The following is a 17,070-nucleotide window of genomic DNA, read 5'->3' on the forward strand; positions in this document are numbered from 1 at the left end:
TGACGCCTCCAGGTGGTCAACAAGGTCCAGGTGCTGGACCCGCCTCGCGCCATCGGCTGGCCGACGGGGCTGCTATTGCGTTCTTCGCCGAACTCGGCATGGAGCTGGGGGCAAGGGACCACTCGAAGGGTGCTGGGCGGAACGTGTCATCGGGCTTGATGACGTCCGCCAGGACATCGCCATGCTGCGGAGCCCGGACGGCCACGGACGAGTGGAACTGGCGAAGTTCCACAGGCCGAGCGCCATCAAGCCCGAGCTGAACAACGCACCGGCGAATACGCTGGGCATTCGTCGCATCATGTTCGCAGTCGACGACATCAAGGCGTCCTTGCCCGCCTGCGCACCCACGGCGCCGAACTCGTGGGCGAGCTGGAGCAGTACGAGAACATCTATCGGCTCTGCCACGTCTGCAGCCCCGAGGGCATCATCGTCGGGCTCGCCGAGCAGCTCGACTGAAGGTCGCCGAAGAGGCCATGGCCCGACAACGCCCCGCAGAATGAGGTGGATTGGCGCCAGCCGCTGCTGCCGCGCAAGGAGGGGAGGTTCCGTCACCCGGGCCGCAGACGGTTGCTCACGGCCTGGTGATCCGCGTCAGGAGGACGGCGCGCCGGTGAGGACCTCAACCTGGCCGGTGTCAAGGGAATAGTAGGCGCTGACCACGGCCAGATCGCCCTTCCGCACCATCGGGGCGAGGTCGTTGTTGGACCGCAGGGCGGCGGAGGTCTGCTTGGTGTGGATACGGATCATGGCGTCGACCGGGTCGGAATGCTTGCCCTTCGCCGTCTCCTCGTACGCGGGCTTCAGGGCGCTGGAGATGGCGTCCAAATTGCCTGGCAGCTCCTTCCCGTCCTTCAGTGCCGTGTATGCGGCCTTGATGGCGCCACAGCGTTGGTGCCCGAGGACCACGATCAACGGCGTGCCGGAGGTCAGCGGCCCGTATTCGACGGAGCCGGTGACGACAGGTCCCACCACCTGTCCGCCAGTGCGCAGCACGTACAGGTCGCCGAGCCCGGTGTCGAACAGCAGCTCCGGCGGCACCCGGGAGTCGATGCAGGAGAGGATCACGCCGTAGGGATGCTGCTCCGCGGCGACGAACTGGCGGCGAGCCGGGTCCCGGTCGGGGTGCTGCAGTGTGCCGTTCACCCAGCGCTTGTTGCCCTCCATCAGCCGCGCGAAGGCCGGCCAGGGGGAGTGCGGCGATGCGGTCGGACTCGCGGACACGGACGGGGTCGCCACGACGGCCTGGTTCCTGGACTCGGTCGACTTCGACGAGCAGCCGGTGATCAGAGCGGCGGAGGTCAGCAGACCTCCGGTGAGTATGCACCTGCGCTGCGGGTGCCCAGTACTGACCATTGTGTGCTCTCCTCGTTGCTCCTCGTACAGAAGCTGCGACTGAGTGGGCTTCTGCGACTCCGGATGCCGGAGCCGGTCAGGCTTGGAACGCCGAACGGGCGGGCAGCGCGCCGCACGGCATGACGCCGAATCTATTGCATATGTAAAGGTCATGCGTCTGGGGCTGCTGTGCCAGCGTCTTTCGTCGCAGTGCGCGAGGAGTGCTCCGCCTCGTTCATTGCGCCAGAGAGCTGGCTTCCCGCGCCTCGGTTGTCCGGTCGGACGCCCGCCCGTCTCACTCGGCCATTCGGATGAGCGCGCCCTTCGTCTCGGCCGGGCGCCCGCCTGCTTCTGATGACCTCGTGCATGGGTGGCCGTGGCACGTCGAGGTCTGCGGAGCCCACGACGTTCACGCTGTGTACCGACCTCGTTCACCGTGCCCGGCCTGGCCGAACAGCGCCGGGCTGATGCGTTCATGCACCGGGTGTCGAAGGCGCATGCAGGCATGAGGGGAGGTTGTGTGGATGGGACCCCGGTTGGAGTCCTTTCTGCAGGGTGTGGTGAGGCGGGTGCTGGCGAGAGGTGACCCGCAGCCGTGGTGGATGCCGCGGCGCGTACTGACCGTGGTGTCGGCCGATGCCGACGTCGCGGATGCTGGAGCGCCTTGCGCTCCTGGAGTGGTACGGCGAGCAGTGGCGGGATGCAGGGGGAGACAGCGGTCCCGGAGACGATCCTGTCAACGCCGATGTGCTCGACGTCTGCGAAGGCGCGGGCGTCCTCAGTCTCGCCCGCAGCCGGGACGTTCCGGGCGCCGTCTCCATGGCCCCATGGATCGGTTGTGTCAAAGTGCGCCCAGGGTGGGACGTGGGTCACGCTTCTGGTCCCTGGTTCGACGCTGTCGGGCGCGACGACCTTCCCCGCTTCCACAGCCCCCGTCGGCATCGACGTGACCGCGACGCCGTCACCCAACTGCTTCGCAAGTGCGCATTGCTCGTCCCAGCCGGCTGGATCGGTTCACATCACTTCAGGAGCCGGAAGCCGACCCGCTGCATCGCCGTACCCGCACCACAAAACCGGTACCAGAACGCGGGAACGGACAAGTGGACGAGTTCCGGCTGTCCAGCGCACGTGTTCGACCGGCGTGATGACAGGGTGAGGGAATGGGAACAGACCAGCGCTGGACGACGCACAGCGATGTGCTGGCGGCGAAGGAATGGGTGTACGACCCATGTGGGTTCTCCTGCTCACCGCCCGTACCGGAGACGGAGAGTGCGGAGTACGCGGCGCATGAGTTCACGCTGGACGACCTGTCGGTCAGGTTCCGTGTGGCCAAGACGACCCCGACGAAGGTCGGCCAGTTCGTCACCGTGTGGCAGAGGTCCGCGGAGGGGCCGATCCGGCCTTTCGACGCTGACGACTCCGTTGATCTTTTCGTCATCAGCTGCCGTGACGGCGGCCGGTTCGGGCACTTCGTGTTCCCCAAGGACGTGCTCTGCGAGCGTGACATCGTCTCCAGGAACTGCTCAGGCGGAAAGCGGGCATTCCGCGTCTACCCGCCATGGGTGTCCACCGCGAGCCGCCAGGCCCGCAACACCCAAGCATGGCAAGTGAAGTACTTCTTGCCCATCAGCGAGTCCGGGGCCGTGGACCTGGAGCACGCCAGGGCCCTCTATCACCCACACGAACACCAACCACGGGACCTTTGACCGGGGCGGGCCTCAGGAGCGGTCCTGCTGGTGGTGTTCCCCGTGCCACGGGACGGGACGCGATCGGCCCCAGGCTGACGGTGTTGGCGGCCATGTCGTCGTCGACGGCCTTGGGCGCCCCGTGCACGCCCCGCTCGTGGGCGTGCGCCTGGCCTTCGGGGGGCTGCTGCCGGATGTGCCCGTGCCCGGCGGCCCCGCCGCCCCGGCGGAGAATGCGCCAGCGGGGTGAGCACCTCGGCCTGGTCGGGGGTGAGGCGGCCGTCCCGGCCGGCCCTTCGAACCCGTACCTCGGCGGGGGCGGTTACCGGCCGGTAGATTTGGCTGATCGTGCACTCGCTGCGACCATCTGAGTCTCTTTAGGCTCCGATCACCACACCGGATGGATGCCGTCGGGGTATCGCGATCCGGTCCGAGCCTGATGGGGGACACCGATGACGCGATCCGGCCGTATCCGTGCGCACATGGTCCGGGGCCGGCTGGCGGGTGCGGCGGCGATGACCTCACTCGCCCTGTGCGCGAGCATCGGCGCGGCCCCCGCCTCGGCCGCCACGCCTCCGGCGCGGTCGGCGGCCGCCGTTACCGCCGGGCCGTCCTTCCGCCTGGTCGACATTCCCATGAAGGACGGCGTTGTCCTCAAGGCCGACGTCCTGACACCCGCCGCCGGAACACCCGGCGCCGACTCGCGGGGACGCTATCCCGTGATCGTGCAGCCCGCCTCCTGGGGGCAGAACGACCTGGAGTACGTCGCTCAGGGCAGGAAGCTGGCTGCCGACGGCTATGTGGTGGTCACATACACGGTGCGTGGATTCTGGCTCTCCGGCGGACGGATCGACGTCGGCGGGCCCGCAGACGTCGCCGACATCTCCTCCGTCATCGACTGGACCCTCGCTCACACCGAGGCCGACCCACGGCGCGTCGGCATGCTCGGCCTGTCACTGGGCGCGGGCATGTCCCTGCTGGGTGCCGCCTTCGATCCGCGGATCAAGGCGGTGGCCGCGATGAGTGCTTGGGGCGACCTGGTCAACTCCCTCTACAGCGGTCAGACCCGGCATCTGCAGGCGGCGGCGCTGCTCAACGCCGTGCAGTTGCCAACCGGCCGTCCGGGCGCGGAGTACGCACGGGCCGTGGCCGACCTCTACGCCAATCGCGACATGCAGGAAGTCGTCAACTGGGCAAGAACGCGGTCTCCCGGTACCTACCTGGATCGCATCAACTCCCATGGCACGGCGGTCCTGTTGGCCAACGCGTGGAGCGACAGCGTCTTCAACTCCAGCCAGATCACCGACTTCTACCAGAAGCTGACCGGACCCAAGCGTCTGATCATGCGTCCTGGAGACCACGCCACCCAGGAACTGACCGGATTCCTGGGGGTGGACAACGAGACATGGGCGAACGCACATGACTGGTTCGACCAGCAGCTGAAGGGCAGCGGCGGCACTTCCGGTGACCATGGCGCGTCCGTGGAACTGCACGTCAGGAATGGCGGCGGTGAGGAGGATTATCCCAGTTGGCAGGCCGTGAGCTCGCGGACCCGGTCACTGCCGCTCGGTCGCGCGGACGCCTTCGGCACCGGTGCGCTGGATGGTGCGGCCGACACCGGATGGCGCACCTCGATCACGGGCGGCATCGATTCCGGTGCGGACGCCGGGGTCACCGAACTGTCCGGGGTGCTTGACCAGATCGCCGAGCTGCCGCCGAGCGTCGAGGTTCCGCTACTGCCCCGGTTCGCTGCGGCCGTCTGGCAGTCGGCGCCCTACCCGTCCGTCCAGCGCATCCGCGGTGTGGTCACGCTGCACACCACCGTCACCTCCTCCGCGTCGCAGGGGACCGTCTTCGCCTACGTCTACGACGTGAACGCCCTCGGCGCGGGCAAACTCATCTCGCACGCACCACAGAGTTGGTCCGGCCGCACTCCGGGGCAGGCCTTCCCGCTCGACGTCGCACTCTTCACCACGGCCTACGACCTGCCGGCGGGCCACCGCCTGGCCCTCGTCCTCGACACCAAGGACCCCGCGTACGGCGGCAGCACCCCGCTCGGCAGCGACGTCTCGTTCAGCTCCCCGCAGACCGACCCGTCCCGTCTGGTGCTGCCACTGCGTTGACCGGACGATGGTGGGGTGTCCTGCGCGAGGACGGGGACGAGACCGGCGGGCAGCCCGTCGTCCCCCTGGGCAGGCCCCGGGGGGACAGGAGTCTTCCTGATCGCCGCAGAGCATCCCACTGCCACGCTCCTGGGCCCGGGTTCGTTCTACCCAGGTGCGTTCGACGTTCTTGGGCAGCAGGCCGTGGCCCGAGGGCCTGGCAGACGTCCTTGGCTCGCAGGGGGCCGGTCGCCTCGTCGGAGACCAGTACCGGGTCCTGGGCCGGGTGGTGGCCAGTGCCAGGAGCCGGAAGGTCTCGTGGCGGTGCAGCGCGGTCTCGATGTACTCGGCGAGCGTGTCGTGGTCGACGCCGCCTCGCAGCCGTTCTCGGAGGACGCAGTTGAACCGCGGTGATTGTGGAGCCTGAGATGCGGCGGCGGACATCCCGCTGATATGCCGTCAGCGGGCTCTGCGCGTCCGCGTTCACATGCACCGGCGTTCCCATGCCAAAAGCCGTGAGCGGCAGCACCAGTACGCACCAGACCCGGAAGCCCGGCGATCCACCGGAACGATCTCTTCCTTCAGCCCGAGAGAGAAGTGTCCTTGACGCGCTCGCTACGCCGACCGGAAGTCGTCCGAAACCATGGGGGAGGCGCAGGCTGTCAATCCCCTCGGCAGTCGCAGCCTGAAACAGCAACGTCCCAGCCGCGCTCACACACGCCGACACGACTGAACTCGCCTGCCACAACAGCAACTTGACAACACCCGCAGGGCCCTGACGAGGCTACCTGCCGAAAGTCCCGGGACTCTGAACTCTCGCTCAAGGGGTCGGGGCAGGCGACACCCCCTCGTGATCGGTGGAGTGCGGGTCGGCGCCGGTGGCGTCGCCTCGAACAGGGTGATGCCGACTCGGCGATGCGTCGGCGCCGACTGGGTCCGGTGCGACGGGCTTCGTGTGCGCTGGGCCGGGCGGGGTGCGCAGCCACCCCGTGCGGGCGACGAGGGAGCCGAGCGCGAGGGAGGCGAGGTGGCCGGCGTCGGCGAGTTCCTGGTCGTACAGCAACGCGGCCGTCAGTGCCGCGGCGAGCAGGGGCAGGCCGTAACGGCGTAGTCGGCCGTCGGCGAGGGTGAGTAGGCAGGCGCCGGTCGTCACCAGGCCGTAGCTGATTCCCACGTCACGGGCTCGGGTGGGAACGCCCGGCAGATGGGCGACGTGCATCAGCCACAGGGTGCCCTCGGTGAGCAGGGTCGCGGTGAGGTGACCGAAGACGAACACCCCGCAGGCGCGCAGTGTGCCCCAGCGCCATTCGGCGCATCCCAGGACCCCGGCCACGGCGGCGATACCGACCAGGGCCGGGACGCCGTCGACCACCAGACCGCTGGTGAACAGGGTCCACCACTTGCCGACATCCATGTGATGGACGTTGCTGCTGTTGTGGCGCATGAAACGGGCGCGCTCTGCCGCCGGTTGTCCCTTCAGCCACCATGCGGTCAAAAGCAGGGCCACCACGTACACGGCGGTACCCGGCAGCCGCCGCCTCAACGTCGTCACAGCCCTCATTGCCGTCCGTTTCATCCTTTTTTCGGTCCTGTTCTCGTCGCCCACGCTCGGGTGCTCACGGGCGATGTGCCCGGCCTTTTCAGGAAGAGACCATCGGCCGCCGCGTGAGGTTCCTGCGAAGACCAACATGAGAGGCGTTCTCATGAAGGGATGCTGTACTGCTCCGCGGCGATCAGTGGTTCGACGTACGGGGGAGGGAGTTCGCATGGTGGAACGCTGTACGGCGGGACATGCGCAGGTGCCTGGCGGCATCGGCGTCGGTCGTGCGACGGTCGGTCGGCGTGGGGCGTTGGCCGCGATGGCGTTGGCCGTGCCCGTGATCCTCGCGGGTTGCGACGGCAAGCACGCGCACAAAACCGCATCCGGCCCCTCCGACGCGTCGGCTTCCGGGATCCCGGTCGCGGACAACACGGTCATCATGATCATCCGGCACGGGGAGAAGCCCGGCAAACACGAATCCGGCCTCGACCAGAACGGCCGTCCTGACGCCAAGTCCCTCACCCAGCGCGGCTGGGAACGAGCCAGGGCGCTGCCGAGGCTGTTCGACCCGCCCAAGGGCCAGGCCCTGAAACCCGGCATCATGCGCCCGCGGACCATCTACGCCGCCGCCGACCAAGGTCCGCTCGCCGGCGCCCACCGGATGCGGGAGACCGTCACGCCACTCTCCCAGCGCATGGGCATCACACTGAACACCACCTATGCCGAGTCCGAGGAAACCGCGCTGGCCAAGGCCGCGCTCTCCGCTGCCCAACCGGTCCTGATCTGCTGGGAGCACTCGCGCATCCCGGCCATCGTCGACGCCCTCGGCGCATCGCACAGCGGCGCGCCCTCGGCGTGGCCCGACCGCTTCGACCTGGTGTGGGTCTTCACCCACGCCCGTGGCTCCTGGGCCTTCCACCAGGTCGGCCAACACCTGCTTCCCGGCGACGCCTGAAGCTGCCGCGCAAGGGTTCGCCGCGTCGCGCGGGAATGCCTCGGCTGCGCCATCCTGCTGCCAGGGCGCAGGGCCTCGGAGATCGCGCGGCGCCCGAATCGGACGCATTCGCGGTTCCGCGAACTGGCAGCGCGTCTCTTTGTGCGGCCCTCACCGCCCCGGGGGCGGCCGCTTGCCGGCCGGCATCCGACTTTCGGGCCCCGCCAGGCGCCTGGCTCCCTGCCCCGTACCGGAGCATCCACGTGGCCAGCCCACCCTCAGCATCAACGTGGACGCCGACAGCTTCGTACAGGGGTGCGACCTGCAGACCCCGAACTCCACCTGGACCCATGCAGCATGCGTCCAATCATAACGAATCCATAACGGGACTAGCCCAATCATCGGGACCCGTTCGCGCCCAGTTCAGAGAACCTGCCGCCGAGGGCCATCTGGAAGCGCCAGGGTCTTGGCCTACAAGGGCGCGCGCCTGGGCCTTCCTTCGTGTGAACGTGCGCCGGGCACCGGCTGACCGCCTTCACCTCAAGGAGTTCATATGCGTCCCTTGCCCCGGCGTAGACGCATCAGCGGCCATCCGCCGTCGCACGTACTGTCCGGGTCTGTCCCTCTCGGCGGGCTCGGCGAGCGGACTGCCGCCAGTGCTCCGGTTCCGATGGCGCCGCGCCGGTCTTCGGCACATCGGGAACGCCACGCCCGGATCATCCGGGCACGGCGAGGCCCTGTCGACCTGCCCAGGCCTCGGCACCGCTTTCCCGCGCAAACGCAGGGGCGGCGCCCTGCCCCGTACGACCACGCCGAAGGCGAGCCTGCCCTCTCCGGTTGGAGCACACCTGCGCCGACGCCTTTGGCGACATACCGGGCGGGACGGCAGACGACCAGCAGGGGCCGGGGCTCCTCTGGAACAGGGTGCCCGGCGGGCCTCCGGGCCAGAATGCCAACCGCTGCTCAGAACCCGTGTGACGGCCAGGGCGCGGCCTGCCCGGGCGACGGGCTGTCCTTTCCCGACCGCGCACCACTGAGTTTTCAAGCCTCACTCGACCACAGGGAGCCGCAGTGTCTGCCAGACCGGAAAAGAAACCCTTCAGCCGCCGCAAGTTCCTTGGGGCCGCGGCCGGTGCCACTGCGGCCGCGACGCTCCTGCCCGCCTCGCTGCGCTCGGCCGTCGCGGTGGCAGCGGCCGGCACCTCGCTGAGCGACGTCAAGCACATCGTGATCCTCAGCCAGGAGAACCGGGGGTTCGATCACTACTTCGGTGCCTACCGCGGCGTCCGCGGGTTCAACGACCGCAATGCCATCAAGGTCAACGGCAAGTCCGTGTTCACCCAGGGCCCAGCGAACACCCGGCCATTCCGGATGAACTGGACGTCGACGTCCCCGTTCTGTGTCGCCGCGGGCAGCCAGGACTGGAGTTCGGACCACATATGGTGGCACGGCGGAAAGTGCGACCAGTGGTTGCTGTCCGAAAGCGGCGTCAAGATGGGCTACGTGGGCCGCCATGAGCTCTCCTTCTACTGGGAGCTCGCCGATGCCTTCACCATCTGCGACAACTACCACAAGTCGTCGTTCACCCAGACAAACCCGAACCGGCTGTTCATGTTCACCGGCACCAACGGCGTCTCCCTGCCTGGCCAGCCGGTCGCGATCGACAACTCCTACAACGCGGGCAACCGCACCCTGACCTGGACGACCACACCCGAACGCCTGTCCGACGCAGGCATCAGCTGGAAGTTCTACCAGAAGGGCCCGCTCGGCGGCGACGGCGGCAACTTCGATGACAACCCACTGGTCTGGTTCAAGCAGTACCAGGACCCCAGCAGCGACCTCTACAAGCGGGGGATGCAGACCGTCTCCGACATCCCGGCGGCGATTCGCGCCGATGTGGTGGCGGGCACCTTGCCACAGGTGTCGTGGATCGTGGCCGACTACGCCGAGTCCGAGCACCCGGAGGCCAAACCGCCGGCCGGCGAAGCGTTCACCTCGAAGATCATCGATGCGCTGTACGCGCCCTTCGACGGCTCCCCGCACGGTGTCTGGGAAGACACCGTCTTCCTCATCACCTACGACGAGGCCGGCGGCTTCTACGACCATGTGCCGCCGCCGGTCCCGCCGTCGCCTGCCAGCGGCAGCGGCAGCAAGAGCAATGTGGGCGTGGACGCCAACGGCGTGGTGACCGGCGAGATCCACCAGGACGTGCCGACCGGCCCCGGTTGGCGAGTGCCGATGATCGCGGTCTCGCCGTGGAGTACGGGCGGGTTCGTCTGCTCCCAGACCTTTGACCACACCTCGCTGCTTCGGTTTCTGGAGTCCTGGTCGGCGGCCGTCGGCAAACCCTTCACCGAGACCAACATCAGCCCTTGGCGCCGTGCCGTGTGCGGCGACCTGACCTCGGTGTTCAACTTCTCCGTGCCCGGCGACTGGCCGGCCGTGATGCCCGATCCCAGCCCGCTGGGCGGAGCGATCGACGCGTCCTGCTACACCGTCACCGTCCCGTCGAACCCGGTGGCCGCCACACAGGAAGCCGGCACCAAGCCGGCCCGCCCGATTCCCTGGCAGCCCAACGTCGTCGGGCGCACGAGCGGGGCCGAGAGCCGCTTCTACCTCGACATGACCAACACCGGAAGCGCCGCCGTCACCTTCACCGTGCTGCCCAACGCGATCCGGACCGATGGCCCGTGGCACTACACCGTGGGCGGCAACACCACCACGCCGATGTTCGACTACTTCAGCAAGGACGACCAGTTCGACGTCTCGCTGTACGGGCCGAACGGATTCCACCGCCGGTTCGCGGGCAAGATCTCAGCCCCGTCGGTCGAGGTCGCCTCCACCTACGCCGCGGACGCCTCACAGATCACCCTCAAGTTCACCAACCTGCGCCCGTCCGCCGTCACCGTGACCGTCACCGACGGGGCTTACGGCACCGGTGGCCCCTGGACAGTCGACGTCCCCGCCTCGGGCACCGCCCAGGCCGACTACCCCACCGACCACGGCTGGTACGACCTGACCGTCACCAGCTCGGACACCACCTTCGCCCGCCGCCTGGCCGGCCACATCGAAAACGGCCTGCCGAGCATCACCGACCCGCTCCGCAACATCCTCGCACCGATTTCCCGCGCCGGCTGGACCGTCAAGTACGCCGACAGCGAGGAAACATCCGGCGAGAACGGGGCCGCCGCCAACGTCCTCGACGGCGTGATCGGCACCATCTGGCACACCCAGTGGTACGCCGCCAACCCCGCACCCCCGCACGAGATCCAACTCGACATGAAGCAGACATACTCCTGCGCCGGGCTCGAATACGTTCCCCGTCAGGACGGCAACAAGAACGGGACCATCGGCAGTTACGAGATCTACGTCAGCCCCGACGGCACCAACTGGGGTGCGCCGGTCGCGACCGGCACCTGGCTTGCCGACACCACCCCCAAGCAGGTCGCCTTCGCCGATGCCGTCAACGGCCGTTATCTACGCCTGAGAGCCCTCTCGGAGATCAACGGCAACCCCTGGACCTCAGCCGCTGAAATCAACGTCCTCACCCGTCAATAGAAACCCTCCGATACAGCAGTGGTGAAGGATTCGCCGACGGCCTTGATGCGGCGTTTGCGCAGGTAGGCGTGGTTGGCGCGGGAAGAGTGGGCCCTGTCGCCAGCTACCGCGCCGGGGCCGGGTGCGAGGACGGCCGACGGGCAAGCGGATGCGTACCTTGCCCAGGACGGGAATGAATTCGGGGGTGTCAGCGGCCTGCCCGGCGGTCAGGACGGGCGCCGTGGGTCGGCAGCGCCGGCCGGCGGCCAGGTGGATTTTGCTTGTGAGCCCGCCACGGGACCGGCCGAGCAGGGCGGCCTTCGGGCGGGTCCGCCGTCTGCGGCGGATGCGCCGCCGTTCGGCTTGGGCCGGGGCCGGGTCGCTTGCGCCGTCCGGCCCGCCCTGTTCCTCCGGCGGTCCCCCTTTTTTTGAGGCTGCCACCTACTCCAGTGCGGCCAGGGTTTCCTCGCTGGCCCGGAGGCCGGTTGCGTCGTGATGAGCGCGCGTAGTGGCGGAATCCACGCTGCCCAGAGACATGTCGATCTCGTCCCTACGAGTGGCCTCGGTAATCGCCTCGCCCGGCAGGCCTTGGAAGGCGCCCGCGTCCCGCCCTTGCATGAAATCGTTGTAGACCGTCTGCCGGGCTCCGAACCGCTCACGCAGCCGCTCCGGGTATGGCCCGAACCTGCCGACCGGCAGAGACGGTCCGATGAACTCCCAATCCGCATCCGCAAGTTGCACCCGCGTCTCGCCACCGTCCCACCGGACCGGCACACCGTTCGGGACCCAAAACCGGCTTTGATCACAACCGCGGACAGTCCCCAGGGGTGCGCACGGTGAGGCCCGCACGCGATTCAGCTCCCGGCGCTCCGACCAGCCGCCCCCGTACGCCGTTGCCGCCGTCGTCGGGGAGGGGAGACTGTGGGGCGGCATCCGTCGAATCCAGCGAATAACGGACAGGGGCGCCGACCATGGCCATCATCGTCACCTTCGACATCGAGAACACGACTGCCGCCCAGGAGTTGTACGACACCTGCCTTGACCGCGTCACCGAGGGCCGGGGCTTCAGCTCGCCGACCGACCTGCCCGTACCAGGACTGCTCGCCCACATCGCGGGGCCCGTCGCCGGCTGTTGGCGGGTCACCGACGTGTGGGAGTCTCCCGAGGCGTTCGAGGCCTTTGCCAAGATCCTCGGCCCTGTCCTGGCCGACCTGGGCTACGGGGCCATCCGGCCGGACGTCTCGCCCGCCCACAACGTCGTCCTCCGCTGAGCCGAACGGCCGGGGAGGGGCGGTCCGCACGCTCCTCCCCGGCCCTTCCGTCCGGAGCGTCCTCGGTTCGGGCGACGCGGCAGCCGGCGCCTGTGCCTGGGGGAAGCCCCGGCTACGGCTGCCCAGTCGGGTGGGCCGTGGCGCCGGGGGAGGTGCATGAAACTGGAGCGATGGCTGGAGCGCGGGATCGGGGCGCTCGAAGCGTTCGGTACGGCAGAACGCCCGGTTGATCTGCCCGGCCTGCCGCGCAAATGGCCCTGTTCCACTGCACAGCGGCCACTCCGGCACGGGGCTCAGCGGTGCAAGGGCGCGGCTACCCGCCTGCCCAATGGTCAGCAGCAGGCATACGGTCTGCCACCGTCGGGGTCCGTCGTGAAGCCCGGATGGGATGGTCCTCCAGCACCGATGGATCACGCTGACAGCACATTGCCCTCCCAGCCGTCGAGTCCCAACCGCCATCCAGATGACATACCCCCGCGATCGCCTGCACTGAGCCGTAGGACCGAATCGTCGGTGCCGGCTTCGCCTGCGCCCGCAGCTCCGCGAAGAACGACTCCACCGGCACAACCACGACACCGTCATCACCCAGCAGCTGGTACGGCGACATCCAAGGGTCACCGGTCGACATCCCCTGAACGGCTGGTTCAGGGCCACTAGGGCGCGTATCACGTCGTGATCAATCGGCCCGCTGGCGGTCGTGGCGACGATGGCCTGCCCGCTCGCCGTCTTCGTGGCGGGCATCGGTGCGGCGGCGCCCGTTGTGTGGGGCCGTCCGGCCATGTGGCTGGTGGTGCAGGGGCTCGCCGTCGCCGTGGTGGTGTCCGCCTGTGTCTCGGCAGCCGCGCTCTGGCGCCGACGGCTGACGCCGAGCTGGGCGGTATGGCTGCGTCTGGCCCCGGTCGGGCTGGCCGCGGTCGGGTTCGTACCGTGGGCGGTGTGGTGGGGTGTCGCCGCATGACGGCCTTCGTCCCTCGACCACTCCAGCAGTAGCTGATGGCGCCGGTCCACACGCTTCGGGGCATTGGCAGACCTCCGCGGTAGCCCCCGAGCAGCACCAGCTGCGGGGTCTCAACACCAGGTCGCGTGGTCAATGCCAGGAACATGATGAGTATTGAGGCATCAACCCCGTTGCGCGATACGGAATTTCATGGCCCCTTCCAGAGCCCGGTACGGTCGGATTCATGGACTGGAATTTTCAGACGGCCGAACAACTCGCGGCTGCCTTGCGTGCCGGTGAAGTGACCTCGGTGGAACTGACCGACGGGGCGATCGCCCGTATCGAGCGGGATGACAAGGCGATCAACGCGATCTGTGTGCCGGACTTCGACCGTGCGCGGGCCGCCGCGCGCGGTGCCGACCAGGCACGCGCCCGCGGTGAGGACCGGCCGCTGCTCGGCATTCCGGTGACGGTCAAGGAGTCCTACAACATCGCCGGGCTGCCCACGACCTGGGGTATACCGGCGCATCGGAACTACAGGCCCGCCGAAGACGCGGTGCAGGTGTCGCGGCTCAAGGCCGCAGGCGCGGTGGTGCTCGGTAAGACCAATGTGCCCTTGGGGCTGCAAGACATACAGAGCTTCAACGAGATCTACGGCACTACCAATAACCCGTGGGATCACGGTCGTACGTCAGGTGGATCCTCCGGCGGATCAGCGGCGGCCCTGGCGTCGGGATTCGGCGCGCTGTCCATCGGCTCCGACCTCGCCGGTTCGTTGCGCACCCCCGCGCATTTCTGTGGTATCTACGCGCACAAGCCGACACTCGGGCTGGCGGCGATCCGGGGTATGGTCCCGCCGCCCGCGCCGGCCTTGCCGACCGAATCCGACCTCGCCGTCGTCGGTCCGATGGCGCGCACTGCCCGCGACCTCACGCTCCTGCTCGACGTCATGGCCGGACCGGACCCGGTGACGCTCGGTGTGGCGTACGACTTGAAGTTGCCGCCCGCGCGCCACGAGCGGCTCAGCGACTTCCGGGTCCTGGTACTCGACGAGCATCCGTTCATTCCGACCGGGTCCGCTGTGCGGGCGGGCGTGAACCGGGTGGCCGACGCGCTTGTCGACGACGGCGCCCGCGTCGAACGGTACAGCCCGCTGCTGCCCGATCTGGCCGAAGCCGCGATGCTCTACAGGCAGTTGCTGTTTTCGGGCTCCGTTGCGCGTTTTCCCGTCGAAGCGTACGAGCAGCTGCGGACCCGCGCCGCCCAACTGAGCCCAGACGACCAGAGTCTCGATGCGACGCTGCTGCGGGCCATGGTGTTCAGCCACCGCGACTGGATCGAGGCGAACAGCCGTCGCGAGCTCCATCGCCACGGCTGGCGGCAGCTCTTCGCCGAGTTCGACGCCGTGGTGTGTCCCATCACGCCCACTCCCGCGTTCCCGCACGACCACAACCCCGATCCGAGAGAACGCCGGATCGCCATCGACGGCGTCGAATACCCGTACTTCGACCAGCTCGTCTGGGCCGGCCTGGCCACGATGCCCGGCCTGCCCGCCACCGCCGTACCAGCGGGCCGGTCCCCCGAGGGTCTGCCGGTGGGAGTGCAGCTCATCGGTCCGATGTTCGAGGACCGCACCCCGCTGCGGCTGGCCGAACTGCTGGAGCAGAAGATCGGCGGCTTCCAGGCAGCGAAGTAGGGCGTATTACCTGGGTGTTCGTCGAAGGTGAGGTGAGGTGAGCATCACGACGAGGTGATCCGCATGCGCGCAGTCACTGCCCGGATCGCGCAGGCCAGCGGCGTGCATTTTCATCGGTGGTCTGGCGAACCACAGGGTAATGCAGCGGAGTTGAGACGGCCCACCGATGAAGCAACCTGAGACAGCGTGGAAGGTGCAGGTCGCAAAGCCATATGGAGCCGAGCACAAGACTCTGTAACGCCAGTGCAGAACCTCAGGTTTCGTGCACAGTCTCGGCCGCGACGGCATCACGGCCGCGCTTGTGCTGCCGCTGTGAGACTCCCTGTTACGGGCAGGCATTCGGCGAGCAGGTCGACGATGTAGCGCCAGGTTCGCCGAGCGCGCTGCGGGTGGTAGCCGCAGCACGGGGAGTACGGTCTGGTACCGGCGGGTGATGGAAGGCGTGCGGGGCTCCGCCGTAGACCACGAGGCGCCGGTCGACTGCGTTGTCGTACCCCTGTGCTGTCCTTGTCTTGTGGCAGTGGCTTCGAGGCGAGGGAGTACGCCGGTGAACCGTGAGCAGTGGAGTCCTTTCCTTCAGCGGTGGAGCGAGGAGTGGATCAACAGCCATGCCCCGGAGAGAGACGGTGAGTTGGACGGGGCGGTGGTGCGTGACCGCTGGCTCGGCTTCGCCCCGGCGAACGAGGAGGAGATCGCGGCGGCCGAGGCCCGACTGGGCCGTACCCTGCCGCCGTCGCTGCGTGAATTCCTGGCAGTCACCAACGGGTGGCGGGACGCGGGCTGTTTCATCTACCGGCTGGCCGGCACGGCCGAGCTGGAGTGGCTGGCCGATTCCGATCGGTCGTACCTGATCGAGATCTACGACGAACTCACGGAGGGCGATGCGGAGAGCGAGGATGATGAAGAGGGCGCTGATGTGATCAACGAGGCTGAGGTGCTGAGGCGTTCTCTGCTTGTCTCGCTCGACGGTGACGCGGCGGATGTCTTCCTTGACCCCGGGGAGGTGAATGAGCGCGGGGAATGGACCGCTTACTGGCTCGCTTCATGGTCGGGGAACGGGCTGGAGCCGTTCGACTCCTTCTACGAGTTGATGTACGACCAGTACAAGTCGTTCCATGCCTTGCGGAAACCGGAAGGGGAGACCAAGGACAGTTGGGACGCCAAGGTGGAAGAGGCTCGGCTCGCCACCCTCAGAGGTGAAATCGAGGGGCCGTTGGAGGTGTTGGCCGAGGCGGAAGAATTCGGCAACGAGCGCGCTCTGCTTCTGCGATTCCAGATGCTGGTCATGCTCGGCGGTGGTGAACACGAGGCAAAGATCAGTCATGTCGTGGACTGTGCACACCACCCAAGTATTCTGCAACACCCCATTTTCGTAGCAGAGTTGCTTCCCCTCGTCTTTGCGGAAGATCGCACTCGATATCTGCCACACGGCTGGTCAACGCTGCAATCCTGCAAGGAGAATGGCACGGATTGGCTGCAGTCGCTCATCGCCGACCATGAGGCACGCCGCGCCACCCCAGAATTCCAAATCTCCTACGGGAACGCAGAATTCAACGCCGCCGTCCACCGCATCGTGGACCGGCTGACCGCCGACCCGGCCTTCCAGGTCCGGGACCTGTATGAGGAGCAGCGACGGAACGCGACCTACGAACAGATGTGGGTGGACGGCCAGCTCACCATCCGCATGGAAATGCCAACCCTGACCACCTCCGCCGTCCTCATCAGCGAGGAATCGGAAGACGCCGTGGCCGCCGACTCAGAAGTGCCCGACCCGTTCGGCGATTACGAGCGGGCACGCGAGCGGCAACGGCAGCTCGTTGACGCGGCCTGGCCCGAACTGAAGGAGGCGATACGGCTGTGGCGCCCACTGCATGAGGACCACATAGCCCCCGTGGTGCTGTTCGCCGACCCCGTACTCGCCGAGATGATCACCGAGGAGCGGGGGCGGGAAGTCCTTTCGATGTGCCGGACTGGAGAGTGATGCCAGTCGTGTCGCCTGCGCGGCATCCCTGAAGCGTTGGCCGAACCGGCGCGGG

At 67.9% G+C, this 17,070-nt stretch carries 10 protein-coding genes and 3 pseudogenes; 9 read left to right on the plus strand and 4 right to left on the minus strand.

Features of this window, described 5'->3' with window-relative positions:
* Positions 1 to 56 precede the first annotated feature (56 nt).
* Positions 57 to 456, plus strand: a pseudogene (locus AV521_RS18770) (VOC family protein).
* 135 nt (positions 457 to 591) lie between these two features.
* Here AV521_RS18770 and AV521_RS18775 read toward each other — a convergent pair.
* Positions 592 to 1,353, minus strand: coding sequence for a carbonic anhydrase (locus AV521_RS18775; protein ID WP_179023212.1), 762 nt, complete (start codon positions 1,351 to 1,353; stop codon positions 592 to 594).
* A 1,139-nt stretch (positions 1,354 to 2,492) separates the two neighbouring features.
* Between AV521_RS18775 and AV521_RS18780 the strand changes: the two genes are divergently transcribed.
* Both AV521_RS18780 and AV521_RS18785 read left to right on the plus strand, forming a co-directional pair.
* Positions 2,493 to 3,038: a MepB family protein gene (locus AV521_RS18780; RefSeq protein ID WP_076089626.1), complete on the plus strand. Its 546-nt coding sequence runs from the start codon at positions 2,493 to 2,495 to the stop codon at positions 3,036 to 3,038.
* Between the two features lie 431 nt (positions 3,039 to 3,469).
* Positions 3,470 to 5,140, plus strand: coding sequence for a CocE/NonD family hydrolase (locus AV521_RS18785; protein WP_256725602.1), 1,671 nt, complete (start codon positions 3,470 to 3,472; stop codon positions 5,138 to 5,140).
* Positions 5,141 to 5,939: 799 nt separating this feature from the next.
* On the opposite strand, the gene AV521_RS18790 is transcribed toward AV521_RS18785, so the two are convergent.
* Complete coding sequence (locus tag AV521_RS18790) at positions 5,940 to 6,671, minus strand: rhomboid-like protein (protein WP_179023214.1); 732 nt, start codon at positions 6,669 to 6,671, stop codon at positions 5,940 to 5,942.
* 214 nt (positions 6,672 to 6,885) lie between these two features.
* Here AV521_RS18790 and AV521_RS18795 point away from each other — a divergent pair, with 214 nt between their 5' ends.
* Together AV521_RS18795 and AV521_RS18800 are read left to right on the plus strand one after the other, a co-directional pair.
* On the plus strand, positions 6,886 to 7,614 hold the full coding sequence (locus tag AV521_RS18795) for a hypothetical protein (protein WP_256725603.1): 729 nt from the start codon (positions 6,886 to 6,888) through the stop codon (positions 7,612 to 7,614).
* Positions 7,615 to 8,664: 1,050 nt separating this feature from the next.
* A complete protein-coding gene (locus AV521_RS18800; protein WP_076089628.1) occupies positions 8,665 to 11,151 on the plus strand; it encodes a phosphocholine-specific phospholipase C in 2,487 nt (828 codons plus the stop codon).
* Between the two features lie 35 nt (positions 11,152 to 11,186).
* Here the strand turns inward: AV521_RS18800 and AV521_RS50915 are convergent.
* Positions 11,187 to 11,904 (minus strand): annotated as a pseudogene (locus tag AV521_RS50915) (hypothetical protein); the annotation flags it as partial.
* Positions 11,905 to 12,101: 197 nt separating this feature from the next.
* Between AV521_RS50915 and AV521_RS18815 the strand changes: the two are divergent.
* The 3 genes from AV521_RS18815 to AV521_RS18825 all read left to right on the plus strand — a co-directional run bounded on the left by AV521_RS18815 (position 12,102) and on the right by AV521_RS18825 (position 15,034).
* Positions 12,102 to 12,401, plus strand: a complete 300-nt coding sequence (locus tag AV521_RS18815; protein WP_076089630.1) for a hypothetical protein — start codon at positions 12,102 to 12,104, stop codon at positions 12,399 to 12,401.
* A 697-nt stretch (positions 12,402 to 13,098) separates the two neighbouring features.
* On the plus strand, positions 13,099 to 13,359 hold the full coding sequence (locus AV521_RS18820; RefSeq protein WP_076089631.1) for a hypothetical protein: 261 nt from the start codon (positions 13,099 to 13,101) through the stop codon (positions 13,357 to 13,359).
* A gap of 223 nt (positions 13,360 to 13,582) precedes the next feature.
* Positions 13,583 to 15,034, plus strand: a complete 1,452-nt coding sequence (locus AV521_RS18825) for an amidase (RefSeq protein ID WP_076089632.1) — start codon at positions 13,583 to 13,585, stop codon at positions 15,032 to 15,034.
* A gap of 287 nt (positions 15,035 to 15,321) precedes the next feature.
* On the opposite strand, the pseudogene AV521_RS50920 reads toward AV521_RS18825, so the two are convergent.
* A pseudogene (locus AV521_RS50920) lies at positions 15,322 to 15,515 on the minus strand (dienelactone hydrolase family protein); the annotation flags it as partial.
* Between the two features lie 66 nt (positions 15,516 to 15,581).
* Between AV521_RS50920 and AV521_RS18835 the strand changes: the two are divergent.
* Positions 15,582 to 17,015, plus strand: a complete 1,434-nt coding sequence (locus AV521_RS18835; RefSeq protein WP_179023216.1) for an SMI1/KNR4 family protein — start codon at positions 15,582 to 15,584, stop codon at positions 17,013 to 17,015.
* Positions 17,016 to 17,070 lie beyond the last annotated feature (55 nt).

The sequence above is a fragment of the Streptomyces sp. IMTB 2501 genome, from assembly GCF_001953885.1.
Lineage (GTDB): Bacteria > Actinomycetota > Actinomycetes > Streptomycetales > Streptomycetaceae > Streptomyces.

What these genes read in the sequence shown, in the direction of transcription:
- AV521_RS18775 (WP_179023212.1), bottom strand. Translation starts at nt 1,353, where the DNA reads ATGGTCAGTACTGGGCACCCGCAGCGCAGGTGCATACTCACCGGAGGT.
- AV521_RS18780 (WP_076089626.1), top strand. Translation starts at nt 2,493, where the DNA reads ATGGGAACAGACCAGCGCTGGACGACGCACAGCGATGTGCTGGCGGCG.
- AV521_RS18785 (WP_256725602.1), top strand. Translation starts at nt 3,470, where the DNA reads ATGACGCGATCCGGCCGTATCCGTGCGCACATGGTCCGGGGCCGGCTG.
- AV521_RS18795 (WP_256725603.1), top strand. Translation starts at nt 6,886, where the DNA reads ATGGTGGAACGCTGTACGGCGGGACATGCGCAGGTGCCTGGCGGCATC.
- AV521_RS18815 (WP_076089630.1), top strand. Translation starts at nt 12,102, where the DNA reads ATGGCCATCATCGTCACCTTCGACATCGAGAACACGACTGCCGCCCAG.
- AV521_RS18825 (WP_076089632.1), top strand. Translation starts at nt 13,583, where the DNA reads ATGGACTGGAATTTTCAGACGGCCGAACAACTCGCGGCTGCCTTGCGT.